This window comes from Ruegeria sp. BC3, from assembly GCF_056539265.1.
The window spans coordinates 720384-744371 of sequence record NZ_JBQFUP010000002.1 but is presented as its reverse complement, the minus strand read 5'-3'; the positions used below and the strand labels follow the sequence as shown (position 1 = coordinate 744371).

The window sequence follows — 23988 nt, the reverse complement described above, 5'->3', positions numbered from 1 at the left end:
GGCGCATGCACTAGGGAGCTGCCGCCAGAACCTCGACTTCGACTTTGAATTCTGGTCGCGTAAAGCCGCTGACAATCAACAGGGTTGAGCTTGGCAAGCGGCTGGTCGACGCAAGAAACTCATCTCGGGCGCGCATGTAATCCGCCATATGGGACCGGTCGGTGACAAAGGCGCTGACATGCGCAACGTCGCTTGCGCTCATGCCCGCTGATCCAAGTATTTTCTCGATGTTTTGAAAGCAAATCACCGCCTGATCATAGGCGTCTTCGGGGATGGTCCCATCCAGGCGAATACCCAGTTGCCCCGAGGTTTGCACCATCCTCCAGTCGCCCGGAATTTCGACGCCATGCGCATAGCGCGCGAACGGCGGCGGCATGTCTGTTGGGCTTAACGCTTTCATTTCCTGTACTCTTTTTCGCTGTCAATTTAAGCTTGCGAGTTTGAATATTCTTTGCAAGTCTTAAAGCCATTCTCTGGCACGGATATTCCAAGGGCCACGTAAAACCACTGTCGTTCAAGGAGGGCGATATGGGAAAACGTGTTCTTTTGGTGCGCCATGGGAATGATCCCACCGATGTTCGAATTGCCACCCGGCTTGGCCGGGCAGGCTTGGAAACCGGCAGCCAAAAACCCTTTGTCGGCGACCCTCAGGGTGAGCGGGAAATAGGATATATGGCCCGCCTTTTTGGGAGGGCCGCATGAGTATTCAAGGCTATTGGGCCGATCACAAGGCACCGGATTTCCGCGATCTACCGGATGATATGATCGCGGTGCTGCCTGTTGGTGCAACCGAACAACACGGGCCGCATCTGCCAGTATCCGTTGACAGTGATCTGGTGGCCGCGGTGGTCGATCGCACGTTGCCGCAGTTGGGTGCCGAGCAGAATGTGCTTGTCCTGCCGGGGTTGACCGTCACCAAAAGTGGTGAACACGATCGGCATCCCGGAACCCTCAGCCTGTCCGCAGATACTCTGCTGGCAGTCTTGCGCGACATCGGAGCCTCAGTCGCGCGGGCGGGTGTGAAGCGGCTTGTGCTGTTCAACGGCCATGGGGGCAATACTGCGGTGTTGGAAACCGCCGCGCGTGACTTGCGGATCTCGCACGAGTTGATTGTCGCCACATGTTCGTGGTTCGGGTTTTCCGAATGGGACAGCGTTCTTGACCCCGATGCGGCCTCGGTCGACTTGCATGCCGGAGAGTCCGAGACCTCATCCATGTTGGCGGCGCGACCGCATCTGGTGGATATGAACCGGGCGCAGAATTTTGTTCCCGCGATCCGCACATGGGAAAAGCAGTTCAACCATATCGGTCTGACGGGACAAGCCGCACGGCCGGGCTGGATCATTGATGACCTGCATCCGGATGGGGCCTGCGGGGATGCCTCTGCCGCGACTGTGAAAAAGGGGGAGCGCCTGTTGGACACGGCCGCCGCCAATTTTGCGCAGTTTCTGGCCGAGTTTGCCCGGTTCGATCACCGGAGGGGCACGACATGAATGTGCTGCCCTCGTCCGATCTGCTGACCGTCGAAAACGTTCTCGTGCCGTCTTCGATGATCGCCAACCCGCAAGAGTTCGGCGGCGTTCCGGTTTCAGACTGTGTGCATGGCGATTTGGTTATCCGTGATGGGCACGCCGTAGCCTTGCAGCCCTGTGCAGGACAGGCGCAAGTTTCGGGCCTCGTCATGCCGCGCCTGACCGAATGTCATGTCCACCTGGATAAATGCCACACGATTTCAAGAATGGACCGGGTGGGCGGAGATCTGAGCGCCGCCATAGAGGCCCAGTACCGAGACCGCGTCCTCTGGACCGAGGATGATCTGCGGCGCCGAGCGGAACGGGGTTTGAAAGAGCTGATGTCCTCGGGCTGTGGCATCGTGCGCAGCCATCTGGACTGGTCGCCCGAACCGGGCTCAGACACGAACCCGCTGGCGTGGCATGTACTGCGCGACCTGGCAAAAGACTTCGAGGACAAAATCTTGCTGCAGGTCGCGCCGCTGATCGACACGGCAGAGCTGACGGACGCCGTGCGCGCGGATGCGATGGGCAAAAAAATCGCCAATGGCAGTGGCGTTCTGGGCGTGTTTGTCTTGGATCAGACCGATCGTCACGCGGCAATTGCAGCCGCCGTGCGCGTGGCCGAAAAATACGGGTTGGCGCTTGATTTTCACGTGGACGAAGGCCTGCACGACGGGTTGGACGGGCTTGAGATCATTGCCGACACCTTGATCGAGACCGGGTTTCAGGGCCCTGTGCTATGTGGTCACGCCTGCAGCCTGATCAATCTGGCAGGCGAGCCCTTGCATGCGCTTTTGGAGAAGACTGCGCGGGCCGGATTGACCATAGCCAGCCTGCCAACGTCCAACCTTTATCTGCAGGGGCGCGATACCGGCACACCGGACCGGCGCGGGATCACGCGGATCGGTGAGCTGCGCGCCGCTGGTGTGCCGGTTGTCGTTGGGACGGACAATGTGCGCGACGCCTTTTGTCCCCTTGGTCGCCATGATCCCCGCAAAAGTCTGGAACTGGCGGCCCTGACGGCGCATCTGGACCCGCCGTTTGGTGATCTGCTGCCAATGATCACAACGAACGCGCAAAGGGCGCTGGGGCTTTCACCAACAACCGTGGATGGGGCCGCGGTCCGGGACCTGCTGATCTTTGATGCGGAATCTACATCTGACTGGCTGACCGGAACCACCGAACCCAAACCTTTGGCAAATGTCCTGACAGGAGACCTTGCATGACTTCGATTTCAGGAAAATCCGACTTGGACTGGGCCGCGTTTGCCGAACGCTTGGCCCCTGTCGAGGTCATTGATGAACCCGTTTTGGTGAAAAAACGGTCTCGGGATTTCTTTTGGTACAGCCCGATCCTGAACCAACAGCTCAAATGCAGCTTTGGCGATCTTGTTGCCCTGCCGAAAACCGTTGAAGAAATGGCGCATTGCCTCAAAACCGCGCATGCGGCGGATGCCCCCGTCGTGCTGCGCGGTGGCGGGACGGGCAATTACGGCCAGGCCGTGCCTTTGCATGGTGGTTTGATCATCGAAACCACCGGTCTCAACCGAATTCTGGAAATCGGAGACGGCTTTGTTCGCGCCGAAGCGGGCGCGCTGATGGCCGATGTCAATGCGGCGCTGATGGCGCAGGGGTGGGAAATGGCCATGTTCCCTTCAACGCAGGATATCGCGACGATCGGCGGGTTTGTCGCGGGCGGGTCCGCCGGCATTGGCTCGATCGCGAACGGTGTCCTCAGAGAGCCCGGCAACATCCTGCAGCTTAAGGCTTTGTCCGTTGAAGAAAACCCACAGGAATATGTGTTCGAAGGTCAGGACGTTCTGCAGATCCACCACGCCTGGGGCTTGAACGGGGTTATTACCGAGGTGACGCTGCGCACGGTCCCTCACCCAGATTGGATCGGGTGTATGGCAACATTCGACAGCTACCAGGAATGCTACTCCGCCGGGTACGCGGTTGCGACCGACGATCAGATCGGATGCAAACTGGCCAGCACGGTCGACGCGCGGATCGTCGAGTATTTTCCCCGACTGAAAGGCCATGTCCGACCCAACAAGCACCTGCTTGTTTCGCTGGTGCCCGCGACCGATATGCAGCAGTTTCGCGACCGCATTGCCGATCAGGGCGGAAGCCTCGATCTGGAATTGACCGAGGAGGATCGGAAGGCAGCGTCGCTGCCGCATGTGTTTGAGTTTGCATACAACCACACCACCTTACAGGTTTTGAAAGCGGACCGGTCAGCGACCTACCAGCAAATCGGTGTGCCGGACGCCTCTGATTCCGATGCGGTTGCCAAGGTAGGTGCGGCCTTGGGAGACGACGTTTGGCAGCATCACGAATTCTCGCTGCTGAACGGCGAAGTCGTCGCCTTTGATCTGCCAATCATCTGGTATTCCACCGAAGATCGCCTGCGAGAGATTGGTCGAATTTACGAAGACCACGGTCACAGTGTGTACGACGCCCACAGTTTCCACGTGGAAAGCGGTGGATTGAAAACCGCCGATTACCTGCATCTCGCATGGAAAAAACGACTGGACCCCAAGGGGTTGCTGAACCCGGGAAAATCCCGCGCCTGGGATCTGGTCAAGGACCTGCCACCCGAAGAAATCGAAGCCAAGGCAACTGTGTAAGAGGTCGCCATGTCCGCATTTGAAACACGCCCCCTGAACCCGGAATTCGGTGTCGAAGTCACCGGGATCAACCTGGCCGACGCCACGAAAGATCGGTTGTTTGGACAGGTCCGCGCCTTGTTCGAAGAACATTCCGCCCTTCTGTTCCGCGGTCAGGACATCTCGGACGACCAACACAAGCAACTGGCCGAACTGTTCGGCCCCATCGAGGATCGAAAGGCCGACGAGCGCAAAAAGGGCGAGAAATTCGAGGTTCCGACGGTTTCCAATGTGCGCGACGACGGGTCGATAGCCGGGGAAATGGACCTGCACACGCTGAACCTGAAGTCGAATTTCCTGTGGCATTCGGACAGCACATTTTTGCCCACCCCTGCCCTGACGAATATTCTGATCGGTCGGGTCGTCACGACCGAGGGCGGTGCTACAGAACTGGCCAGCACCCGCGCGGCGTGGGCCAAAATGCCCGACAGTCTGAAAGCAAAGGTGCAAGGGCGTGGCATCTGGCATCGCTATAGCCATTCGCGCCGAAAAATCTCACCGGAACTGGCCGAGTTGCCAATGTTCAACAAATGGCCGGATCAGCATTGGAACGCGCTGTGGCGCAATCCGGTGAACGGGCGCGAGGCGCTGTATATCGCGTCGCACGCATTTAAACTGGATGGCTATGACGAAGCCGAAAGCCAGGCGATCATCGAAGAACTCATCGACTTCTGCACGCAGCCGCAGTTTGTTTATTCCCACAACTGGCAGGTCGGCGACGTTCTGATCTGGGATCAGCGCGCGGTACTCCATCGTGGCACGCCGTGGCCTTACGAACAGCCGCGCGTGCTGTCGAGCATCTGCTCGACCGTCACGGAAGCCGACGCAATCGAAACCATGCGCATATGACAATAGAACCCGGCAACCCGGCCGGGCACCAGATGGCGAAACACGCCGCACCCACCGAGGGGTCCACCTCACGACCAACAGAGAGGAAAACACATGACTTTCAGAACCCGTACAGGGAAACCACTGCCCAAAGTGGTCACCGATCAGGCCAAAAAGGTTGGCAATGACTCGGTGAACCGCCGCGAGTTTCTGGCGATTGCCAGTTCATTCGGAGCCACCGCCGCCACGGCCTATGCGATGCTGGGCCTGCCCACGCCTGCCGAGGCCGCGACCGAGCCTAAACAGGGCGGCACTGTTCGAATTCAAATGGACGTTCGTGGTCTGAAGGACCCGCGTACGTTCGATTGGAATGAAATCGCGAACTATGCCAAAGGCTGGCTGGAAAACCTTGTTACCTATGAAAACGACGGCACATTCAAACCAGCCCTTCTGGAAAGCTGGGAGATTTCGGATGACGCGCAGACTTATACGCTAAAAGTCCGTCAGGGCGTAACCTGGAACAATGGCGACGACTTCACGGCAGATGACGTGGCGCGCAACATCGCGGGTTGGTGCGACAAGTCGGTTGAGGGCAACTCGATGGCTGGCCGTTTCTCGGTTCTGGTCGATCCCGAAACCGAACGTGCTCTGGACAGCGCGATTGAGGTCGTGGACACTCACACAGTTCAACTGAACCTGCCGCGCCCGGATATTTCGCTGATCGCAGGCATGGCGGATTATCCGGCGGCCATCGTCCATTCCTCGCATGATGCCGAAAACATGCTGGGCAATCCGATCGGGACCGGGCCCTACCTGCCCGAAAGCCTTGAAGTTGGTGTAAAAGGCGTGCTGGTCCGCAATGAGGACCACACCTGGTGGAATGCCGGAAACGGCGCATGGCTCGACCGTATCGAATATATCGACTTTGGCACCGACCCGTCGGCGCACCTTGCAGCTGCGGATGCTGGCGAGGTCGACATGATTTACATCTCGGAAGGTGAGTTCATCGACATCCTCAGTTCGCTGGACGGCTGGGTCGAGAACGAGGTCGTCACAATGGCGACAATCGTCATCCGCCCAAACCAGCTGGCCGAAGTCGACGGCGTGCAGCCCTACGCCGATAAACGTGTCCGCCAAGCCATATCAATGGCCGTGGACAACGCAGTGCTGCTTGAGCTTGGGTATGGCGGTCGCGGCGCTGTTGCCGCCAACCACCATGTCGGCCCTGCGCATCCTGAATACGCCGACATCGGCATGCCGACCTATGACCCTGCCCGCGCCCTTGAACTGATCAAGGAAGCCGGGATGGAGGATTATGAGCACGAGCTGCTGTCCATCGACGATGCTTGGCGCAAAGACACCACCGACGCGGTTGCCGCTCAGCTTCGGGACGCCGGTATCAAGGTCAAGCGTACGGTTCTGCCGGGATCGACCTTCTGGAATGACTGGGCGAAGTATCCGTTCAGCTCGACCAACTGGAACCACCGTCCACTGGGCGTTCAGATCTGGGCTCTGGCTTACCGGTCGGGTGAGCCGTGGAACGAGTTTGGCTGGGCCAGCCCTGAATTTGACGCGATCCTCGAACAGGCGCTTGCAACAGCCGATGTTGAGAAACGCCGCGAATTGATGGCCCAAGGCGAACAGATTGTCCGCGACGAAGGCGTGACGATCCAGCCGTACTGGCGGTCGCTTTACAATCACACCCGCGAAGGGCTTGGCGGCGCTGCCCAGCATATCTCGTTGGAAATACGTCCAGCGCAAATGTATTGGAGTTAATGACGCTGCGGGGTGGCCTGTGTCACCCCGCGACACTTGCGGAGTAAGTCAGATTGTTTGAACTGGTGGTCTTGGTTGCACAAACCGCAGCCGTCTTTTTTCTTGCTGCATGGCTAAGCACGGGTTTCATCGAGAACGTCGTCCATCCCGATCTCAACGAAACCTTCACTAACCAAGTGCTGACAATGGAGCGGATGCGGGAAGAGTACCCCGAGGCGTATGAGGCCGTCGCCCATCGCCGCATCGAAAACCCCGCGATGCAAAAGTTCCTGTTCAAACTGATTGTCAGCTGGGAAGGCATCGCGACCCTTACCCTATGGGCCGGGGTCGTGTTGCTTATTCTTGCCATCATGGGCGTTGTCGATCCCGCAAGCGCCCGCGCCATCGGCGTGCTGGGTGTTTTGCTTTTCACAGCGACATGGGCCGGGTTTTTGATAGTCGGAAACTGGTTCTGCTATTGGTTTTGCCACGAAGGCGCGCAGAACACCCACTACCAGATGACGCTATGGGGTATGGCGACGATAATTCTGTTGGTCATTGCTTGAAGCCTAGCATGTCTGCGTGGTCATGATTTTGTGGCGATTTCGCTCAGCCAGGCACGGAATGTGCCGATGGGAGAAGACCGCTCATCACCGACTCGGCAAACGAAGCAAAGGGCGTTTTCGTCTTCAATGCTGATGTCACTCAGGTAGATCAATCGCCCTGCGTCCAGATCGTCCTCGACAAGAACCTGACGCACCAGAATGGCACCTTGCCCATCAATAGCAGCGGCAATCAAAACGGCCGAGTTCGGGAAGGCCGAACTCTTTGACTGAACATCCGGGTCGACCAACCCCGCTTGGGTCGCCCATCTGTCCCACTGAGGATGAAACTGATCATGCAATAGGGGCAGTTGGATGATGGTTTCAGGCCCGACCGAACCCTCTGCCAAAGACGGCGCAGCAACAACGACGAGGCGTTCAGTCACAAGACGCTCGCAATAAAGCCCAGCCGACTGTTGGCCGCCGTACCGCAAGGCCACGTCAACCTCGCTGTCAAAGAAGTCGATGATCTGATCATCGGTATCCAGTCGAATGGAGATGCCCGGATGACGTTCGCGGAACTCCGGAAGCCTTGGCACAAGCCATTTGATCGCCAGGGATGATGAAAGCGACACCGTTACCGAACGCCGGGGTCTTGTCCGCTTTACCGCGCCAATCCCTTGCTGCAAGGTCGCAAATGACTCCTGCGTGAAGCGATGCAGACGGGCACCTTCCTCGGTCAGCTGTACGCCACCCGGCAACCTGTGCAGCAGCCGAACATCCAGATATTGCTCCAGTTGCTTGATCTGGCGGCTGACAGCGCCATGCGTCACGCCCAGATCATCGGCTGCCTTGCTGATGTTCAGGCGCGCTGCGGTTGCGTCGAAGGCTTGCAAAGCGCGTAGGTGTCTGATGTTCGTCATAGATGTGAGTTTATCTCACATACTTGCGCCGTAAAGTCGTTTGGAAGGTGGATTCCCGCCGCTTATCTTTGACAGGAAATATCACAGCGGAGATTATCAGATGACTGATGTCAAAGTGGCCCTGATGACCGGAACCGGCCAGGGCATCGGACGAGGATGCGCCATCGAAATGGCGAAAGCGGGCTACAAGGTCTCGCTGATGTCCCCCTCAATGCGGTCCATGGATCTGGCAAAGGAATTGGGGGGGATCGGGCGCCAGGGCTCGGTCCTCGATACAGCAGATTTACAGGCGATGGTCGATGCCACGCTCAGCGCCTACGGCAGGATCGACGTGGTCGTCAGCAACATGGGTCATGGTGGCGGCGTGCCCGAAGCCATCAAGACGGTCGGCTTTGACCCGGATTTTGACGGACCACTGCTGGAACTGCCGGATGAACTTTGGCACGAAAGCCTGGATATGTATGTCCTCAACGTCGTCAAACTGGCCCGCATTGTGACCCCGATCATGATTGAACAGGGCGGCGGTTCTTTTGTGAACATCTCGTCCATGAACACTGTCGAACCGCGCGCGCCTTATCCGATGAGCATGCTGCGCGGTGCGCTACACAGTTTTGCCAAGCTGTTCGGAGATCGATACGCCCGCCACAACATCAACATGAACAACCTGATGCCCGGCTTTTGCGAAAACGTGAACCTGTCCGATCTGGCAAGACGGTCTATCCCTGCGCAACGCCCGGCCACCTTTGCCGAGATTGGACAGGCCTGTGTCTTCCTTGCGTCCGACGGCGCGCGTTACATTAATGGCCAGAACATCCTGTCGGATGGTGGAATGAACCGTGGGGTTCGATGAGTTCGGAAAGGGGAAGGTATGATCGTAAGATCGCTTGGGGATGTCGTGGGCACAGATCGTGACGTAACCGGACCGGGATGGAACAGCAGGCGACTATTGCTGGCGTCTGACGGCATGGGCTTTTCGATGACGGACACCGTCATCAAAAAAGACGCCGTGCTCGAGCTTGAATACACCCATCATCTGGAAGCCTGTTACTGCATCGAGGGAAGAGGTCAGATCAGGCGCTTCGACGACCAGACATGGCACGCGTTGCAGCCCTTCACGCTGTACGCCTTGGACCAACACGACAGACATCTTGTGCAAGCGCTGAGTACGGACCTTCGGCTGATATGCGTCTTCAGTCCTGCCCTCACCGGAGGGGAGGTCCATCGCGAAGACGGAAGCTATGCACCGAATGAGGCGTGACGGGAAACGTGAAGCAGGTTCCGGCATCGCCACCGTGACTGGTTACCAATCAAGCATCCGTTTTGTAGTGCGCCATAAACATCGTGATGCAATCGTCTAGTGCGCTCTTTGGCGTTGGGTTCTCACCGAGGAAGAACTCAGGCCAGAAAAAGAAGTTTTTAACGAGTGCAAGGAGCTGGTTGGTTGCAATTCCCGGATCAGCCTTTCGTATTACTCCCGCGTCCATGGCTTCGCTGATCAGCCTCGTAATTGGGTAATCATGTGTCGCGGTCTCAGTGAAGAATTGCCGGGACCGGTCAAGGTCACGGATCAATTCTGAGATGACCATCCGGTTTAATCCGATGGCCGTCTCTTCGGTGATCACCCCTATGTAGCGCCACAAGGCGTCCTTCAGTTGCTCAACGAAGTCGCGATCCGGATCATAGGGCACTGGCTCCATGCTCCGGTTCTGCTCCAGCATGATCTGTGAGATCGCTTCAAAAAGGGCCTCCTTGCTTTCGAAGTGATTGTAGAGCGTGCGACTCGATACGTTGGCTTTTTTCGCGATTGAAGTGGTCTTTGCCCCCAGAAACCCCTGCTCTTTGAACTCATCGATGGCCGCATCTATGATATCTTTTCGTTTTTTTTCAGTGCGTTTCACGATTTCAGCCTCAAAAAGTAAAAAGATGTGTTTACAAAACATCACCCATCACCATAAGTAAACACAACGATTTACTTTAGCAAGGCGCAAAGCTGTCTGACCCCGAAAGGACCAAGACTATGACTATCCAAAATCTCACCGCTGGCAAAAACGAAGTCACCTTCAAATCCTTTGGCGTGGATTTGGCCGGCGATCTCTACCTGCCCGAAGGCTTTGATGAGACCAAGACCTACAAGGCGATCGTTGGGGCCAGCCCCTTCCCGCAGGTCAAAGATCAGATCCCGGCCACTTACGGCCCGGAAATGGCCGCGCGGGGATTTATCTACCTCGGTTTCGACTACCTCGGAATGGGCTTGTCCCCTGCGCTGCCCGGAGAGCACAAGCAATCCCGCTACATGTTCCGGCTCATCGAAAACACCTGGGACGCCGTATCTTACCTAGGCACTTTGCCGTTCGTTGACGAGATTTACGGTCTGGGCGTTTGCCAAGGCGGTTCGATCATCGCATCGGCTGCTGTGACCGATCATCGGATAAAGAAGATTGCTATGGTGTCGGGCATGATGGCAGCGGACGCCTTCCAGTGGACCGACCGTGATGCCGCGAACCAGTTGATCGCTTCCGCGAATGCGTCAACGCAAAAGATGTATGAAACCGGTGAGCCGGATTATGTTGCCCCATTCGGGCTGAACGATGAAATGTCCCGCGAAGAGTTCGTCGACGCGGCCGCCTTTCCTGCGATGGCTGGCGAGACCTATGACTACTACGGCCGTGATTGTGCAAAAGGTCCACTTGCGGTTGAAACCTTCACGAACATGCACATCGGCGATCAGCCTATGCAGTCGTTGATTTCCATCGGTGAAGCCCATGCAGACAAGATTGCGCAGCCGTCCCTCACCATCTACGGCACAAACGCCTCCACTGCGCCCTGCTCAACGCAGTTCGTCGAGAAGCTGACCAACGAGCATGAAGAGCTGGCTTTTGATGAGTTCTCTCATGTGGATTTCTATTACAAACCCGAGGCCGTGAAAGCGTCGACGGACGCTGTGGCCGAATTTTTTAACAAGTAAATCCAAGATGTGGGGGCACACCATGGTCCCCGCTTTCTTTCCCATTGAACGGGTTCCGACCGTTCAATTAACTGCCGCAGGAGCGCCGTCCAGATTTGTCGCGTCGTTCCAGTAGGAGCCCTCTTTCCTATCGATATGCAGCTTCAATACGTCCAGCGCCTTTGTGACATCCCTGTCTTCGACGCATTGGACCAGCTCAATGTGTTCCCGATAGGATTTGGCCATGTGATCCGCGTGGTGGCCCAACCGGCTGCGTAAGGCGGCCATTTTCAGGGCAATGGTCTGGTAGGCATCATTCAGGAACCGATTGTCGGCACAATCGAACAGGCATTGGTGAAACACCGTGTCTTGATACAGGTATTCCGCATCATCCCCGGCTTCGCGCGCGGCTTTCATTCGGCTCACACATTCACTAAGCGCCTTATGCAGCGCATCCGGGTTCGACTGCATGGCCGAGGTGATCGCCGTGGTCTCAAGGCAGACACGCGCATCGCAGAGTTTGGCCAGTTCTTCGGGTTCGAGGTTGAACACAAAAGATCCACGTTGGGGTTCAACGACCAGCAGCCCTTCCATCTCAAGCCGGTTGATCGCCTCGCGAACGGGCGTGCGGCTGACCTCGAGATTCTTTGCGATTTTGGCTTCGGACAGCTGCTCGCCCAATTCAAACTCGCCTTTGATGATCCGTTCGCGAAGGTTCTCGGTCACCAATTCTGTCAATGATTTCGGTCTGTTGAATGGGCTCATCTCGCTCTCCTCAGATGGACATTAGCAGCCCTGCGTCTGGCATACAATGTGTTAGTGTTGACATATTGGCATACTGTATGCCAGTTGTGATTCTCACAAGGGACGGCATCGGGAGGGGCCTCTTTGCGAATTCTGGAAACATGGATTGTGGGATTGAACCGTGCGCTGGTCGCTCTGGCGCTGGCGACAGTCTTCGCAATCGTTTTTGCCAACGTGGTCGGACGCTACGGTCTGGGCTCGTCTTTTGCGTGGGTCGAAGAGGTTGCCCGCCACCTGATGATCCTTGGCGCATTCTGCGGCGCGGGCCTTGCCCTGCGCGAAGGACGGCTCGTCGCGATCACGACTGTTCCAGATCTGCTGCCACCCCCTCTGGCCCGACTGCTGCGTTGGGGCATCGTCATCGTCATGTTCGGATTTATGGCAACGATGCTGTGGCTGGGCGTTCAGTTCGTCCAGTTCGGTTGGAACAAGGAAACCATGTCCACCGGCATATCGCGCGGCATCCCCTACCTTGCGATCCCGATCGGATGTGCGTTGTTCCTGATCCAGCTGGCCTTTTTTGCCAAGCGCTTTGTCGACCAGGATTTTGAGCACGGCGTCGACGCCGATGGCGATGAGACAGAGGTCTGAGCCGTGGCAAAAACTCTGATCATCCTGTTTTTTGCCACCCTGTTTCTGGGCGTGCCTGTGGCCTTCACCGTGGGAATTGCCGGGCTGGCCGCGATCTTTGTCGATGGTTCGCTGAACCCCCTTGTGGCGACGCAGCGTATGTTTGCCGGGATCGACAGCTTCCCGTTGATGGCGGTGCCGTTCTTCATCCTCGCGTCCGAGTTGATGACGGCCTGCGGATTGACGAACGCCTTGTTGCGCTTTGCCAACGCTCTGGTCGGGCATGTGCGCGGCGGGCTGGGGCATGTGAACATTCTCGTCTCGATGCTGTTTGCCGGGATCAGCGGGTCTGCACTTGCAGATGCGGCCGGGCCGTCGGCCATCGTCATGCGGATGATGCGCGAGGCGGGGTACGAGAAGAATTATGCCGGAGCGTTGTCCGCTGCGACGGCCACGATTGGCCCCATCATTCCGCCATCCATTCTGGCTGTGATTTTTGCAATCTCAACCAATGGCGTGACAGTTGCCGGTCTGTTTCTGGCCGGAATCGTGCCGGGCGTTCTGCTGGGTCTTGCTTTGGCTGTCGCCAACCACATCGTTTCGACCCGCTATGGGTATCGCGGGCGCGAGCATCGCGCCACCCGGTCAGAACTGGCCAGCGCAACCCTGTCCGCCATTCCGGCCCTAATCATGCCAGCGATCATTCTGGGCGGTATCCTGTTTGGAGTGTTCACGCCCACCGAAGCGGGCGCTGTGGCCTCGGCCTATGCGCTGTTTCTGGGCTTCATCCTGCGGGCCTTCACGATCCGTGCGCTCTATGCCGCCTTTGTTCGGGCGGCGGTGGTGACATCCTCGGTCTTTCTGATCGTCGCGATGGCTTCGATCTTTGCCTGGCTGCTGACCTACCTGCAAATCCCGCAGGAACTGGCCAAGCTGATCACTCAGGTTACCGACAACCGGTTGGGCATCCTGTTCATCCTTGCCGCATTTGCCCTGATCTGCGGGTTCTTCATCGACACCCTGCCCGCGTTGATCATCCTGACGCCGATCCTGGGCCCTATCGCCTATTCCGCCGGGATCGACCCGCTGCAATTCGGCATGATGCTGGTCCTGAACCTGACCATTGGCATGATCACACCGCCGGTCGGCCCGGTGCTGTTCGTGATCGCCACGGTCGGGCAACTCAAAATCGAACGCCTGTCAAAAGCGGTGCTGCCGCTGCTGCTGGCTGAACTCGTGGTGCTGCTTTTGGTCATTCTCGTGCCGGGCGTCAGCACCTTTGTCCCCAACTTCTTTGGATTTGCGAACTGACATGAAAGGGAGGAACCTCATGAAAACCATGTCGAAACTGATGACGGCCACTGCTGTTGTCGCGATGACCGCTGCTGGTGCGGCTTCGGCGAAGGAACTGAAATACGCGCATTTTCAGGCCGCTGACCTAAGCTCGCCCAAACATGCCGCGGCGCTGGCGTTTGAAGCCTGTGTCGAGGGCAAGACCTCGGGCTCGATCGATGTTCAGATCTTCCCGGCGTCGCAGCTTGGTGGCGGTTCTGAAATCATGGAAGGCCTGCAGCTTGGCACTGTTCAGATGGCGGTGATCCACGACGGACCGATCTCGGCCGTTTACAAACCGTTCTCGGTTCTGGCGATGCCTTACCTGTTCGACGATCAGGCGATGGCGTGGTCGGTTATGGACGGCGAATTCGGTGATGCATTGGCCGAAGATATGCTGGCCCAGACCGGCATCCGCAACTTTGGCGTGGCCGACAACGGCGTGCGCAACTTCACCAACAACGTCAAACCTGTGGCCGAGCCTGCCGATATGGAAGGCCTGAAAATGCGGGTCATGACCGCGCCGGTCTGGGTGACTCTGGTCGAAAGCCTGGGTGCGTCGGCGACCCCGGTTCCGTGGCCTGAACTGCCCGGTGCGCTGCAGCAGGGCGTTGTGGATGGACAGGAAAATGGCGTGACGAATATCGTCAATGCCTCGCTCTATCAGCATCAGAAATACGTCTCGTTGGATGGCCACGTGTTCAGCTGGCACGCCTACCTGATGTCGGACGCGTTTTTCCAAAGCCTGACCGACGACGAAAAGAAAGCTGTTGAGCAGTGCGTCGAGATCTCGAAAACGATCCACCGCGGCATGACCGCTGCACAGGACGCCAACGCAACCGCGATCCTGTCAGAAAAAGGCATGGAAGTCGTACCAGTCAGCCCCGAGCAAAAAGCGATGTTCCGCGCCGCCGCCCAACCGGCCGTGCGCGAATACATCGTCGGTGAGATTGGTGAGGACTGGCCGAACCGCCTCGACGCTGCTGTCGAAGCGTACAAGGCCCAGTAACCCATGCCGAGAAACCGTCACATGACCCGCCAGACCATAGCAATCCTGGAACCCGGCTACGCCGCTTATGACACCGAAGCCTCGGTGCTGGCTGAGCAGGACGTTCAAATCGCACCGGTCGCACCGGAGACTGAGGCGGTCTCAGCCCTGCAGGCGTTGGACCCTGTCGCCATCCTTGTACGCGAACGCGCGGTGGATGCGGCGGTGATCGACGCCTGCCCAAACCTCAAGCTCGTCGTCCGCTATGGTGTGGGCGTCGACAACATCGACTTGGACTACGCGCAGTCGCGCGGCATTTACGTCGCGAATGTCCCCGATTATGGGGCCGAAACTGAAGTCAGCGAACACGCGTTGGCCCTTTATCTGGCGGTGCAGCGGCGTATCCCGTCGCGCGATGCCGAAGTGCGACAAGGCAAATGGGGCATCGGCCAGGCGGCCCTGATCCCCAGCCGCGAAAACGCCACCCTTGGTCTGATCGGGTGTGGCAAGATCGGTTTGCAGGCAGCGCAAAAGTTCCGGGCGCTTGGGTTTGCGTCCGTTTTGGTCTTTGACCCGTACCTTGGAGACGAGGCTGCCGCCGCTGCCGATGTGCAAAAGGTCGATTTGGCCGAGCTTTGCAAAACAGCCGACGTGATCAGCCTGCACGCGCCGCTCACCCCTGAAACGCGGCATATCCTGGATGCCGAACACATCGCGCTGATGAAGCCAAGCTCGATCGTGATCAATGTATCGCGTGGGGGCTTGATCGATGAGGCGGCGCTGGCCGACGCCCTGAACCAGGGGCGCATATTTGGCGCTGGCATCGATGTGTTCGAACAGGAACCGGTCGCCCCTGACAACCCGCTGCTGCACAGCGCCAACACAATCGTGTCCGATCATGCCGCTTGGTACTCGGAACGCTCGGTTGCAGTCCTGCAGCGCAACGCCGCCGAAGAAATCACCCGCGTTCTCAACGGGGATCAGCCCAAAAGCTGGAAAAACCCGTGGTGAGACGCCCCGCTTTCTAACTATCTGACCCAAGAGGATAATACTCATGAACACTCAAGAACTCGTTGCCGGGTTTCGCGAAGTGGCCACCGCATCCGTCGCAGACGCGGTAGACAAGATCGCAGGAAAAACCGGCTTTCTGCCTGCCTCGATCAAGCCGCGCATCAACGAAAAGAAAATCGTTGGCCCGGCCGTGACCATTCTGGAAGGTCCGACTGATGAGTTTCTGCCACCCCAGCACGCGCTGGACGCTATTGATGAATCCGAGGCCGGTTCGGTCATTGTGATCTCGACCAACGGGACCACTGACGTTGCCCTTTGGGGTGGTCTGATGACCGCCGGAGCAGTCGCCAACAAGCACGAAGGCGCGGTTCTGGACGGTGGTGTCCGCGATCTGGTCGAAATCAAGCGCGACTATGACTTCCCCGTCTATTCCCGCTGTGTCAGCCCGGGCACCACGCTGGGCCGCATCCGGACGCTGGCCTCGAATGTCGAAGTGGCGATGGGCGAAGTCATCGTGCACCCCGGCGATATCATCGTAGCCGATATTGACGGTGCGGTGGCCGTGCCGCGCGACCATGCCGAGGCAATCCTGGAAATGGCGCGCGAGATCGACGAGCGCGAAGCCGAACAGGCACGCCTGATCATCGAAACCGGCTCGCTGCGCGAAGGTCTGGCGAAATACGGTCGCATCTAAACTAAACGTCCCGCAGGCCGCGCCAACGGCCTGCGGAACACCAAAACTCAGCAAGGGAGGAATACATGCTGAAACGAATGCTCAACACGGTGGCCCTTACCGCCGTTCTGGCCACCCCGGCGCTCGCGAACGGGCCCGAGGTAGTCGCGGAATGGAACAGTCTGCCCTATGCCGTCAAGGACGAGGCGACAAAATCCGCCTGGGAGGGCAGCGAGATTTTCGGCAAGGCGCTGGTTCAGGGCGCCAGGGTCGACAGCCAGGGTAACATCTATGTGTCCACCGCGCGCTGGGGCGGGGCCGAGATCCCAGCGACCGTCTCGAAACTGGTCAAAAACGGTGACACGTGGGAGCTGGAGGCGTTTCCGTCTGAGGACATGAACAGCATGTCCAACCCTGATGGTCTGAAGGCTGTTCTGGGATTTGAAATCGACCGCAACGATGTGATGTGGATTCTGGATCAGGGCCACGTGGCAGGCCCCCCGTTCGAAGACGGTGACGCCAAGCTGGTGCTTTGGGATCTGAAAGAGAACAAGGAAATCCAGCGCTATGTCTTCACGGCGGAAGAAGCGGATCGTCAGTGTTCCTTCCTGAACGATCTGGCCGTCGATAACGATACCGGTTTTGCCTATATCGCCGACAGCGGCATCTTTTGTGACCCGCTGCATGGCGGTCTGATCGTCTATGACAGCAACACCAATACGGTGCGCCGCGTTCTGGATCAGCACCGGTTCACCAATGATGAGCCGAATTTCTTCTTCAACATCGACAACCGCCCTGTTCTGAAAGAGGGCGGAATGCGCACTGGCGCCGATGGCATCGCGTTGTCGGGCGACAAGGAAACGCTCTACTGGACCAACCTGACCGGCAATCACCTGTATAGCCTGCCGACCGAAATCTTGCGTGATTTCGAGACCAATGAGACGGTCATCGAAAACGCGGTTGAGGTTGCCGCAGTGTTGCCTTCGAACACCGATGGGATGACGGCGGACAACGCAGGCAACATCTACATGACCGCGCTGTCGCTGGACGGGATCATGAAGTTCGATGAATCCACGCGTGAGGTCAGTCGTTTCGTCCACCACCCGGAAATGAACTGGCCTGACACGCTGGCCTGGGGACCGGATGGTGAGATGTATGTGGTGTCGAACCACCTGCATGTCTGGGTCGATGGCGACATGAATTTTGAAGACCCCGAAATCCCGAACTTCCGTATCTGGAAGATTCCGGGTGTCGGCCAAAGCTATACGGCCGAATAATCCTCCCATACACCTTGGTCAGCCTTTCGGGGCTGACCCCTTTTTCGGAAATGAGACACCAATGACCCCCGATATTTTGTGCCTTGGCGAACCGATGCTGGAGTTCAATCAGCAGCCCGATGGGAATTACCTGCCCGGACATGGCGGCGACACGTCGAATTGTGCCATCGCCGCTGCGCGTCAGGGTGCATCCGTTGGGTACGTGACGCATATCGGGGCGGATACTTTCGGCAATTCGTTCATGGATTTGTGGCAGGCCGAAGGGGTGGATACGTCGACCGTTCGTCAGGTTACGGACGCTCATACCGGGGTCTATTTCGTGACGCATGGCGCGAACGGGCACGAGTTCAGCTATTTCCGCGCAGGCTCTGCCAGCAGCCGGATGGGGTCGGATGATCTGCCGGTCGCCGCGCTGCAATCGGCCAAAGTTCTGCATGTTTCGGGCATCAGTCAGGCGATATCGGATGTCGCGGCTGATGCTGTGTTTCGCGCCATCCAGATCGTGAAAGATGCCGGAGGCCTCGTGTCCTACGACACAAATCTGCGCCTGAAGCTCTGGCCCATCGAGCGCGCGCGCGCCGTAACGCATGCCGCCATGTCACAATGCGATATAGCCCTTCCCGGTCTGGACGATGCAGAGCAACTGACCGGCCTTTCCGACCCGGATGCCATCGCAGATTTCTACCTGAACCTCGGGGCAAAAATTGTTGCTCTGACGCTGGGGGCCGAAGGGACCCTGGTTGCGACACCAGACAAGCGCGAGCGCGTCAAAGGCCGCCGGGTCGAGGCGGTGGATGCTACCGCCGCGGGCGACACATTTGACGGTGCTTTCCTGTCTCGTATTGTTGCGGGCGATGATCCGTTTCAGGCCGCGCGCTATGCCAACGCCGCCGCCGCCCTGTCGACCCAGGGGTATGGCGCAGTCGCCCCAATGCCGCGCAAGGACGCGGTCGAGGCGTTTCTTGCGGAAGGAGACTGACCCATGAAGCACGCCGTTGTCATTGGTGGTACCCGCGGCATTGGGGCGGGTATCGCAAGCGAACTACGCCGCAAAGGATGGCGCATCACCACATCCGGCGTCGGCACTGATGAGGTTTCCGCTTATGCCGCGCAGCATCCAGACGACACCTGCGCGCAGCTGGATGTGCGGGATACTTCGGCCGTAACTGCATTCTTCGGTGGGATTGAGCACCTCGACGGTCTGGTGAATTGCGCAGGCATTCTGGCGCGTGGTGCAGAATATGAGATCGATGTGTTTGAAACGGTCATCGACATCAACCTGACCGGCACCATGCGGTGTTGTCTGGCCGCGCAACCTTTGCTGGCCGCATCAGGCGGGGCCATCGTGAACACTGCCTCGATGCTCAGCTACTTTGGCGGGCCACTCGTCCCGGCCTATTCCGCCAGCAAGGGCGGAGTCGCCCAGTTGACCAAGGCATTGGCCGGAAAGTGGGCCGCCGATGGCGTGCGCGTCAACGCGGTGGCCCCCGGTTGGATCGAAACCGAAATGACCGACGCCCTTCGCGCCGATCCGGCAAGGAACCAGCCGATCCTTGGCCGCACACCGCTGGATCGCTGGGGCAAACCGGCAGAGGTCGGTGCGCTGGCCGCATGGTTGCTGTCGGACGAGGCAGCATTCGTAACCGGAGCCGTCTACCCGGTCGACGGCGGTTATTCCGCGATGTGACAAAGGAGCTGCAAATGCCAATACAAGAACACGACGACGACCCGAGAATGCCGTATCAACTGCCGTTTCCCAAAGATGCGCAGGAAGAGATCGTTATTGCTGATGCGATTGCCCAAGATGAGCGTATCTGGGTTCCGCAAACCGAGAACGTGTCGTTCCGGCCTTTGTGCCTGAACCGATCGCAGGGCTATTGGATGAACCTTCTGCGTGTTCGGAAATCGGGTGTTCTGTCCCGACACCGGCACCCACAGCCCGTTCATGGCTTTGTTCTGAAAGGCCGCTGGCACTATCTGGAACATGACTGGATCGCCCAAGAAGGCGGGTACGTGTATGAGCCGCCCGGCGAGACCCATACACTTGTCGTGCCTGACGATGTCGACGAGATGATCACCTATTTTCAGGTGAATGGCGTAATGCTCTACGTCGACCCATGGGGTAAAACCATGGGCTACGAGGACGTCTTTACCAAAATCGACATGTGCCGTAAGCACTATGAAGAGGTTGGTTTGGGGGCGGATTATGTCGAGCAGTTCATCAGATAGGCGCCTGCAACTGGCACTGGTGGCGCATGATGCCAAGAAAGACCAGATGGTCGAGTGGGCTTTGTCGCATGCCGATCAGCTTCAAAAGTCAACATTGTTTGCGACCGGCACCACAGCCGGGCGCATCAACGCATCGGTGCCGGATTTGCAGGTTACAGGTCTAAAGAGCGGTCCTTTGGGGGGCGATCAACAGCTGGGCGCGATGATCTGCGAAGGGAAACTGGATGGTTTGTTTTTCTTCATAGACCCGCTGTCCCCGATGCCCCATGACGTCGATGTAAAAGCCCTGAGCCGCTTGGCGATCGTTTATGACCTGCCCTTTGCCAGCAGCCCAAGCACGGCCGACTTTATCCTGAATGGGCTGTTCGCGTCGAAGGCTTGAGGGCGGCAGACTAACCTATGGCAACCTCATCAAGCAGCTCAAAAGCTTCGCGCATGTCGACTGTGTTCTCTCCGCCGTTGACCGCCTCAAGAACAGATCGCAGATCGGAGCTGGCCTTTTGCGCATCTCCGTATTTTCGATGTTGCTTCAAGCTGTCCACCGCCGTTCGAAGTTCGAACATCGTCGCACGCTGTCGTCGTGCAGCGCTCAAGGCCGTACGAAACTCGGCTTCGGCTACCTCATTTTCGCAGTTTGCGAGTGCGTAAACTCGATCCGTCTCGGTCTGGGCCCAACCTTCATTGGTGATTTCCTGGTGTTTGCGAGCTTGGGACAACAAGTCCAAAGCACCTTCCCGGTCACCTGTTTTTAGGGTGAGTTCGGCAATCAAAGTAAGAAAGAAAGGCTTGTAGTTTCCCGCCCCGCTGGTCCACCAAGCTTCGGATGCCTTGTGCAACGCTTCGATCGTTTCCGGTTTCGGCGAAACATAGGCGCTTACCCAGCTTCGCCAGAGGTTGGCAGTCAAAGACATGAATGTGAATGAGTGCTTGGATGAAAGCGCGTCAAGTTGGTTGGCAAGCTCAATCACTTTTTCAGGTTCGCGACGCAGAAGATGAAGCATGCACAGGTAGGTGAGAGACTGAGCAATGCTGTGTGCATGCTCAAGCTTATGCGCGGCCGCGACCGCTTGGTTTTGGACTTCAAGCGCTCTGTCGGGTTCCCCGCGTATCCAGATCGCCAAGCTCAGAAAGCATGAAGTGATGGCTGCGTGGTCTGATCCGTAGATAAATGCCAGATGCCCATCACGCTCGCGGCTGTAAAGTTCCAGGGCTTTGCTCAGATGCGAATAGGCCGCGTCCAGCTCGCCGATATGAAACAGAACTGCACCCATGGCACGATGAGCGACCATTTGATGCTGTGTCTCATGTGTCGAAGCGGCCAATTTCAGCACTTGTTCGGCAACATTTCTGGCCAAGTCATACTCGGCGCGCACCAAATGGAAGGAATACAGGCCATTCAGCACCGGGAACAGGTGATCTGTTTCTTCAACCCCTTCGCATAATTCCCGTATTCTTGAGTACACGGCACCGGTCTCATCTGCTGCTATGCCCGCAGTCGATCGCAGAACACCCGCCCTGAGAACCTGTATCTCAATCTCCTTACGATCCCGTTCAACGCTCTGCGTCAGGTCGCTCAACTGTTCTATCGCCAGGGACAGCTGGGTGTTTGCCTCGATATTGGCAGAACGCTGCACAGCGCGCTGGCCAGCAAGATAGCGATGATCGATGGCCTCGGCGCTCATGCCCGCCATGGTGTAGTGATGGGCCAATATCTCAGGACTGGCGTCCCCGATCGCCGCAGTTTCATCACTTAGCGTTTGGGCCACACGAGCATGCAAAACCCGTCGCTCGCTTTTTAACAGGCTGTTGTACGCCGTGTCGCGGATAAGGGCGTGACGATAGCTGAAGGTTTCCAAGTTTTCCTCTTCAGATTTTGTGACGACGCCCGCTTCAACCAACAGCTCCAAACCTGCGCGCAAGGCTTTGTCACCCACGCGAGCTACGTCAGCGATCAACGGATACGAAAACTGAGGTCCGATCACCGCTCCGATCTGAGCCACCTCTTTGGCGGAACTCAGGCGATCCAGTCGCGCCATCAGTGCGTCATGCAACGTGCTGGGAACCGAGCTAGCCGGGGATGTCCCGCCCGTGTCATGCGAGGCTTTTGCGTCGCTCAAGGCACCGGATTCCAGAAGGTCTTTTGTCACCTCTTCAACGTATAGCGGCACACCGTCAGATCTGGCCGCGACGGTGTTGTACATCTCTTCCGAAATTGACTGTCCTTTGGCGACATCATCCACAATGCTTTTGACCTGGTGAAAATCCAATTGCTTTAAAACCAGTTTCGAAAGGTTGGATTGCAGCGCCCAGCCTGGGTCGAACTCGGGTCTGAATGTCATCACAACAAGAACCGGAAGGGTGTAAATCCGGTCGGCAATCCGGTCGAGCAACAGCTTGGTTGTCGGATCAATCCAATGCGCATCTTCAAACAAAAGCAGCACGGGTTCTTTCGCAGCTTTTGACGTCAGATTGTTTAACAACAACTCTAACGTCTGCTCCATAAGTTGCTGCGGTGTCAGCTCCAATGGTCCCAGCTGATCTTCGAATGGAACAGAAAGAAGTGACGCGGCCAGCTTCAGGGCGTGGTCAGATTTGTCGTCCAGAACGGAAGAGATTTTTTGCAGCTTTTCCGCGTTGGAATCGTCGGAATGAAAATCCGCGGCGTTCTCGAATTGACGAATTGCTGGGTAAAACGCACTCGCGTAATGGTACGGAGAGCATTGGTAGCGGATTTGAGTGTGAGAGGCCGCGGGAACGTTCTGCCTCAACTCTTCCATCAATCGAGACTTCCCAATTCCCGGCTCACCCGACACCAGCACAATCTGGCCCTGACCAAGACTCGCCAGGTTCCACTTTTCGTTCAGGGTTTCGTACTCACCGGCGCGGCCGACCAAAGGGCTTAGCTGCACATCATGCATCGCCATAAAACGGCTGTCGGTATCGCGCGCCCTTGTCACTTGCCAGGCTTCGACTTCCTTGGCGAAACCTTTGAGTTTGAATGCGCCACGCAGAACGTATTCGAAAGTATCGCCAGCTAGTTGATGGGTACTTGGGGCAACGATCAGAGTTCCAGGGTCGGCCATTGCCTGCAGACGGGCAGCCAGATTTGGCGTCTCGCCCATCGCTGTTCCGTCCTCAAACATTTTTTCGCCGCGCAAATCGCCGACAACGACCAAACCGGTCGCTATCCCAATGCGGACATTCAGTTTCGCATGCGTGCGGATCTTTGGTATTTCCTCGATGATGCGAAGACCTGCGCGAATGGCGCGTTCAGGGTCATCTTCATGCGCATGGGGAAATCCGAAAAAGACCATGATCCCATCGCCGTAGTAGCTTGCGATGTGCCCATCGAAAGCTGCAACTGACGCGGCACATGTCTCTTTGAACAGCCTGAGAACTTCGGCCAAATCCTCTGGATCGACGCGTTGAGCTATCTCCGTCGATCCCACCAAGTCGATAAACATGACGGTAAGCTGCCGACGCTCTGCCACGATGGCAGGACCCAAGGCCGTATTGGGTGGTCTCTGTCCCCCCGTTGTATCTGCGCGCACGGCTTTCATGAAACGCCGTCTTGGCCCCAGCGGAAGCCCAATTGTCACAAGGTCTTGGTCTGTCAACTCGGTCAGATCACCAAGTTCGATTTCATGCTCAGCAAAGGCTGCGGAGTACTTCGACAAACCGTGTTTCTCAAGCCAGAGCGCAAGATCAGACATTGTGTAGTTTCGCATGCCATCGCGCAGAACCTGTATCTGCGCCTCACCGGCAAGCACCTCCTTGGCTGTTAGCTGCTCGGAACAGGCTTTGGTCGTCGTCGGAGTGACCAGTCCGAATTTTCCTCATTGAAGAACACTGTTTTACAGTCGGTCAAGGGCTTGATTGCCTTGCATGATACCGGTTCACCCAAAACCGAGGCTTTGTTTGCCACCGATT

General features: G+C 57.5%; 25 protein-coding genes. 20 read left to right on the top strand and 5 right to left on the bottom strand.

Annotated elements, in window-relative coordinates; translation table 11 throughout:
- Positions 1-10: 10 nt before the first annotated feature.
- Positions 11-400, bottom strand: a complete 390-nt coding sequence (locus ACR0MV_RS08705; RefSeq protein ID WP_480701826.1) for a RidA family protein — start codon at positions 398-400, stop codon at positions 11-13.
- Between the two features lie 128 nt (positions 401-528).
- On the opposite strand from ACR0MV_RS08705, the gene ACR0MV_RS08700 reads away from it, so the two are divergent.
- From ACR0MV_RS08700 to ACR0MV_RS08670, 7 genes are all read left to right on the top strand, one after another.
- On the top strand, positions 529-702 hold the full coding sequence (locus ACR0MV_RS08700) for a hypothetical protein (protein WP_480701825.1): 174 nt from the start codon (positions 529-531) through the stop codon (positions 700-702).
- Positions 699-1493, top strand: coding sequence for a creatininase family protein (locus ACR0MV_RS08695; protein ID WP_480701824.1), 795 nt, complete (start codon positions 699-701; stop codon positions 1491-1493). The genes ACR0MV_RS08700 and ACR0MV_RS08695 overlap by 4 nt, the downstream gene beginning before the upstream one ends.
- Positions 1490-2740 (top strand): amidohydrolase family protein, encoded by a 1251-nt coding sequence (locus ACR0MV_RS08690; protein WP_480701823.1) that lies wholly within the window; start codon positions 1490-1492, stop codon positions 2738-2740. Before ACR0MV_RS08695 ends, ACR0MV_RS08690 begins: the two co-directional genes overlap by 4 nt.
- The gene (locus ACR0MV_RS08685) at positions 2737-4143 is read left to right on the top strand and encodes an FAD-binding oxidoreductase (RefSeq protein WP_480701822.1); all 1407 of its coding nucleotides are present in this window, start codon (positions 2737-2739) and stop codon (positions 4141-4143) included. The genes ACR0MV_RS08690 and ACR0MV_RS08685 overlap by 4 nt, the downstream gene beginning before the upstream one ends.
- A gap of 9 nt (positions 4144-4152) precedes the next feature.
- On the top strand, positions 4153-5031 hold the full coding sequence (locus tag ACR0MV_RS08680) for a TauD/TfdA dioxygenase family protein (RefSeq protein WP_480701821.1): 879 nt from the start codon (positions 4153-4155) through the stop codon (positions 5029-5031).
- A gap of 93 nt (positions 5032-5124) precedes the next feature.
- On the top strand, positions 5125-6786 hold the full coding sequence (locus ACR0MV_RS08675; protein WP_480701820.1) for an ABC transporter substrate-binding protein: 1662 nt from the start codon (positions 5125-5127) through the stop codon (positions 6784-6786).
- Positions 6787-6839: 53 nt separating this feature from the next.
- Positions 6840-7331: a DUF2165 family protein gene (locus ACR0MV_RS08670; protein ID WP_480701819.1), complete on the top strand. Its 492-nt coding sequence runs from the start codon at positions 6840-6842 to the stop codon at positions 7329-7331.
- Between the two features lie 20 nt (positions 7332-7351).
- On the opposite strand, the gene ACR0MV_RS08665 is transcribed toward ACR0MV_RS08670, so the two are convergent.
- Positions 7352-8230 (bottom strand): LysR substrate-binding domain-containing protein, encoded by an 879-nt coding sequence (locus ACR0MV_RS08665; protein WP_480701818.1) that lies wholly within the window; start codon positions 8228-8230, stop codon positions 7352-7354.
- 100 nt (positions 8231-8330) lie between these two features.
- Between ACR0MV_RS08665 and ACR0MV_RS08660 the strand changes: the two genes are divergently transcribed.
- Positions 8331-9080, top strand: a complete 750-nt coding sequence (locus tag ACR0MV_RS08660) for an SDR family oxidoreductase (RefSeq protein ID WP_480701817.1) — start codon at positions 8331-8333, stop codon at positions 9078-9080.
- Between the two features lie 18 nt (positions 9081-9098).
- Positions 9099-9488, top strand: a complete 390-nt coding sequence (locus ACR0MV_RS08655; RefSeq protein ID WP_480701816.1) for an ectoine synthase — start codon at positions 9099-9101, stop codon at positions 9486-9488.
- A 49-nt stretch (positions 9489-9537) separates the two neighbouring features.
- On the opposite strand, the gene ACR0MV_RS08650 is transcribed toward ACR0MV_RS08655, so the two are convergent.
- Entirely contained in the window at positions 9538-10128 is a 591-nt protein-coding gene (locus tag ACR0MV_RS08650) for a TetR/AcrR family transcriptional regulator (RefSeq protein WP_480701815.1), read from the bottom strand.
- A gap of 119 nt (positions 10129-10247) precedes the next feature.
- Between ACR0MV_RS08650 and ACR0MV_RS08645 the strand changes: the two genes are divergently transcribed.
- Positions 10248-11195 carry an alpha/beta hydrolase gene (locus ACR0MV_RS08645; protein ID WP_480701814.1) on the top strand — a complete coding sequence of 316 codons (948 nt, stop codon included), beginning with the start codon at positions 10248-10250 and terminating at the stop codon, positions 11193-11195.
- 63 nt (positions 11196-11258) lie between these two features.
- Here the strand turns inward: ACR0MV_RS08645 and ACR0MV_RS08640 are convergent, their stop codons facing one another.
- Complete coding sequence (locus tag ACR0MV_RS08640) at positions 11259-11939, bottom strand: GntR family transcriptional regulator (protein WP_480701813.1); 681 nt, start codon at positions 11937-11939, stop codon at positions 11259-11261.
- A 123-nt stretch (positions 11940-12062) separates the two neighbouring features.
- Here ACR0MV_RS08640 and ACR0MV_RS08635 point away from each other — a divergent pair, with 123 nt between their 5' ends.
- The 10 genes from ACR0MV_RS08635 to ACR0MV_RS08590 all read left to right on the top strand — a co-directional run bounded on the left by ACR0MV_RS08635 (position 12063) and on the right by ACR0MV_RS08590 (position 20440).
- Positions 12063-12569 carry a TRAP transporter small permease gene (locus ACR0MV_RS08635; RefSeq protein ID WP_170424144.1) on the top strand — a complete coding sequence of 169 codons (507 nt, stop codon included), beginning with the start codon at positions 12063-12065 and terminating at the stop codon, positions 12567-12569.
- Between the two features lie 3 nt (positions 12570-12572).
- The gene (locus ACR0MV_RS08630) at positions 12573-13859 is read left to right on the top strand and encodes a TRAP transporter large permease (protein ID WP_170424142.1); all 1287 of its coding nucleotides are present in this window, start codon (positions 12573-12575) and stop codon (positions 13857-13859) included.
- A 19-nt stretch (positions 13860-13878) separates the two neighbouring features.
- Positions 13879-14889: a DctP family TRAP transporter solute-binding subunit gene (locus tag ACR0MV_RS08625; protein ID WP_480701812.1), complete on the top strand. Its 1011-nt coding sequence runs from the start codon at positions 13879-13881 to the stop codon at positions 14887-14889.
- A gap of 21 nt (positions 14890-14910) precedes the next feature.
- Positions 14911-15879 carry a C-terminal binding protein gene (locus tag ACR0MV_RS08620; protein ID WP_170424140.1) on the top strand — a complete coding sequence of 323 codons (969 nt, stop codon included), beginning with the start codon at positions 14911-14913 and terminating at the stop codon, positions 15877-15879.
- 43 nt (positions 15880-15922) lie between these two features.
- Positions 15923-16573: an RraA family protein gene (locus ACR0MV_RS08615; protein ID WP_170464565.1), complete on the top strand. Its 651-nt coding sequence runs from the start codon at positions 15923-15925 to the stop codon at positions 16571-16573.
- 65 nt (positions 16574-16638) lie between these two features.
- Positions 16639-17829: an L-dopachrome tautomerase-related protein gene (locus tag ACR0MV_RS08610; protein ID WP_480701811.1), complete on the top strand. Its 1191-nt coding sequence runs from the start codon at positions 16639-16641 to the stop codon at positions 17827-17829.
- 61 nt (positions 17830-17890) lie between these two features.
- Positions 17891-18808, top strand: coding sequence for a sugar kinase (locus ACR0MV_RS08605; RefSeq protein ID WP_480701810.1), 918 nt, complete (start codon positions 17891-17893; stop codon positions 18806-18808).
- Between the two features lie 3 nt (positions 18809-18811).
- Positions 18812-19516, top strand: coding sequence for an SDR family NAD(P)-dependent oxidoreductase (locus ACR0MV_RS08600; RefSeq protein ID WP_480701809.1), 705 nt, complete (start codon positions 18812-18814; stop codon positions 19514-19516).
- A gap of 14 nt (positions 19517-19530) precedes the next feature.
- Positions 19531-20058 carry a 2,4'-dihydroxyacetophenone dioxygenase family protein gene (locus ACR0MV_RS08595; RefSeq protein ID WP_480701808.1) on the top strand — a complete coding sequence of 176 codons (528 nt, stop codon included), beginning with the start codon at positions 19531-19533 and terminating at the stop codon, positions 20056-20058.
- Positions 20036-20440, top strand: a complete 405-nt coding sequence (locus tag ACR0MV_RS08590) for a methylglyoxal synthase (RefSeq protein WP_170424128.1) — start codon at positions 20036-20038, stop codon at positions 20438-20440. The genes ACR0MV_RS08595 and ACR0MV_RS08590 overlap by 23 nt, the downstream gene beginning before the upstream one ends.
- A gap of 10 nt (positions 20441-20450) precedes the next feature.
- On the opposite strand, the gene ACR0MV_RS08585 is transcribed toward ACR0MV_RS08590, so the two are convergent.
- The gene (locus tag ACR0MV_RS08585) at positions 20451-23771 is read right to left on the bottom strand and encodes an ATP-binding protein (protein WP_480701807.1); all 3321 of its coding nucleotides are present in this window, start codon (positions 23769-23771) and stop codon (positions 20451-20453) included.
- Positions 23772-23988 lie beyond the last annotated feature (217 nt).

Bases quoted from the DNA above. Each gene is read 5' to 3' on its own strand.
- ACR0MV_RS08705 (WP_480701826.1), bottom strand. From the start codon at position 400: ATGAAAGCGTTAAGCCCAACAGACATGCCGCCGCCGTTCGCGCGCTAT.
- ACR0MV_RS08700 (WP_480701825.1), top strand. From the start codon at position 529: ATGGGAAAACGTGTTCTTTTGGTGCGCCATGGGAATGATCCCACCGAT.
- ACR0MV_RS08695 (WP_480701824.1), top strand. From the start codon at position 699: ATGAGTATTCAAGGCTATTGGGCCGATCACAAGGCACCGGATTTCCGC.
- ACR0MV_RS08690 (WP_480701823.1), top strand. From the start codon at position 1,490: ATGAATGTGCTGCCCTCGTCCGATCTGCTGACCGTCGAAAACGTTCTC.
- ACR0MV_RS08685 (WP_480701822.1), top strand. From the start codon at position 2,737: ATGACTTCGATTTCAGGAAAATCCGACTTGGACTGGGCCGCGTTTGCC.
- ACR0MV_RS08680 (WP_480701821.1), top strand. From the start codon at position 4,153: ATGTCCGCATTTGAAACACGCCCCCTGAACCCGGAATTCGGTGTCGAA.
- ACR0MV_RS08675 (WP_480701820.1), top strand. From the start codon at position 5,125: ATGACTTTCAGAACCCGTACAGGGAAACCACTGCCCAAAGTGGTCACC.
- ACR0MV_RS08665 (WP_480701818.1), bottom strand. From the start codon at position 8,230: ATGACGAACATCAGACACCTACGCGCTTTGCAAGCCTTCGACGCAACC.
- ACR0MV_RS08660 (WP_480701817.1), top strand. From the start codon at position 8,331: ATGACTGATGTCAAAGTGGCCCTGATGACCGGAACCGGCCAGGGCATC.
- ACR0MV_RS08655 (WP_480701816.1), top strand. From the start codon at position 9,099: ATGATCGTAAGATCGCTTGGGGATGTCGTGGGCACAGATCGTGACGTA.
- ACR0MV_RS08645 (WP_480701814.1), top strand. From the start codon at position 10,248: ATGACTATCCAAAATCTCACCGCTGGCAAAAACGAAGTCACCTTCAAA.
- ACR0MV_RS08640 (WP_480701813.1), bottom strand. From the start codon at position 11,939: ATGAGCCCATTCAACAGACCGAAATCATTGACAGAATTGGTGACCGAG.
- ACR0MV_RS08625 (WP_480701812.1), top strand. From the start codon at position 13,879: ATGAAAACCATGTCGAAACTGATGACGGCCACTGCTGTTGTCGCGATG.
- ACR0MV_RS08620 (WP_170424140.1), top strand. From the start codon at position 14,911: ATGACCCGCCAGACCATAGCAATCCTGGAACCCGGCTACGCCGCTTAT.
- ACR0MV_RS08615 (WP_170464565.1), top strand. From the start codon at position 15,923: ATGAACACTCAAGAACTCGTTGCCGGGTTTCGCGAAGTGGCCACCGCA.
- ACR0MV_RS08610 (WP_480701811.1), top strand. From the start codon at position 16,639: ATGCTGAAACGAATGCTCAACACGGTGGCCCTTACCGCCGTTCTGGCC.
- ACR0MV_RS08605 (WP_480701810.1), top strand. From the start codon at position 17,891: ATGACCCCCGATATTTTGTGCCTTGGCGAACCGATGCTGGAGTTCAAT.
- ACR0MV_RS08600 (WP_480701809.1), top strand. From the start codon at position 18,812: ATGAAGCACGCCGTTGTCATTGGTGGTACCCGCGGCATTGGGGCGGGT.
- ACR0MV_RS08595 (WP_480701808.1), top strand. From the start codon at position 19,531: ATGCCAATACAAGAACACGACGACGACCCGAGAATGCCGTATCAACTG.
- ACR0MV_RS08590 (WP_170424128.1), top strand. From the start codon at position 20,036: ATGTCGAGCAGTTCATCAGATAGGCGCCTGCAACTGGCACTGGTGGCG.
- ACR0MV_RS08585 (WP_480701807.1), bottom strand. From the start codon at position 23,771: ATGTCTGATCTTGCGCTCTGGCTTGAGAAACACGGTTTGTCGAAGTAC.